Source organism: Parendozoicomonas verongulae (assembly GCF_009711465.1).
Classification (GTDB): domain Bacteria; phylum Pseudomonadota; class Gammaproteobacteria; order Pseudomonadales; family Endozoicomonadaceae; genus Sansalvadorimonas; species Sansalvadorimonas verongulae.
This window is the reverse complement of record NZ_SMME01000573.1, coordinates 1-701: the sequence shown is the minus strand read 5'-3', so window position 1 is coordinate 701 and position 701 is coordinate 1. Positions and strand designations below refer to the sequence as shown.

The following is a 701-nucleotide window of genomic DNA, read 5'->3' as shown; positions in this document are numbered from 1 at the left end:
TCAAGATCAAGATAAATACAACCAGAAGGACTGTCTGCATCCTTGGAGAATAAATTCCCTCCCTTCATCATTGCAAAAAATCGGGCACTATCAAAATAATCGAAAAAACGAGTACATTCAAGAGCACTTAAAACTCGTATATCAGCACCCTCCTCATCAAGCATTTTATAGACATTAGCATAGCCACTACTTCTACTTCTAAAATAAATACTTCCTTCAAATAGCTTACCTAATGTTTCTCTGGACAGTTCATAGTTGAACTCTTGAGTATCAATCTGATCAAAATCGATTATCTGGAAATTCTCATACTTCTCTTCCAGCTCTGAAAACTTTTTCCTATCGTATTCAGTCGCCCTGTGACCAGCAATTAACAAACCTATTTCACGCCCAGCCTCCAAGGTACATGCCTGTTCAAGATTTTTACAATAGCTATCTGGCACTTTATACTTTTCACTGCGTGAAAACCATTGAAATAAAAGAGGTGTATTATCAGGCAAAGTAACAACAGGGAAAGACCTTCCTAAGATGTCCTTAGTCTTAGTTTCACAAACTTCTTTTGCCACTCGCTTTTGCAAAGATATTGATGTAGGATCTGATTCAAATTCTCTAGAGCCTCTTTTCCCTAAGACAGGAATAGAAACAGGTACGGATGGTTTTCGAAGAGATTCTCCATTTTGTGGTTTCAACCTCGTAGATATGCC

1 pseudogene is annotated in these 701 nt (G+C 37.8%); it reads right to left on the bottom strand.

From position 1 onward, the window contains the following. Positions 1-701: pseudogene (locus tag E1189_RS22900) on the bottom strand (hypothetical protein); the annotation flags it as partial.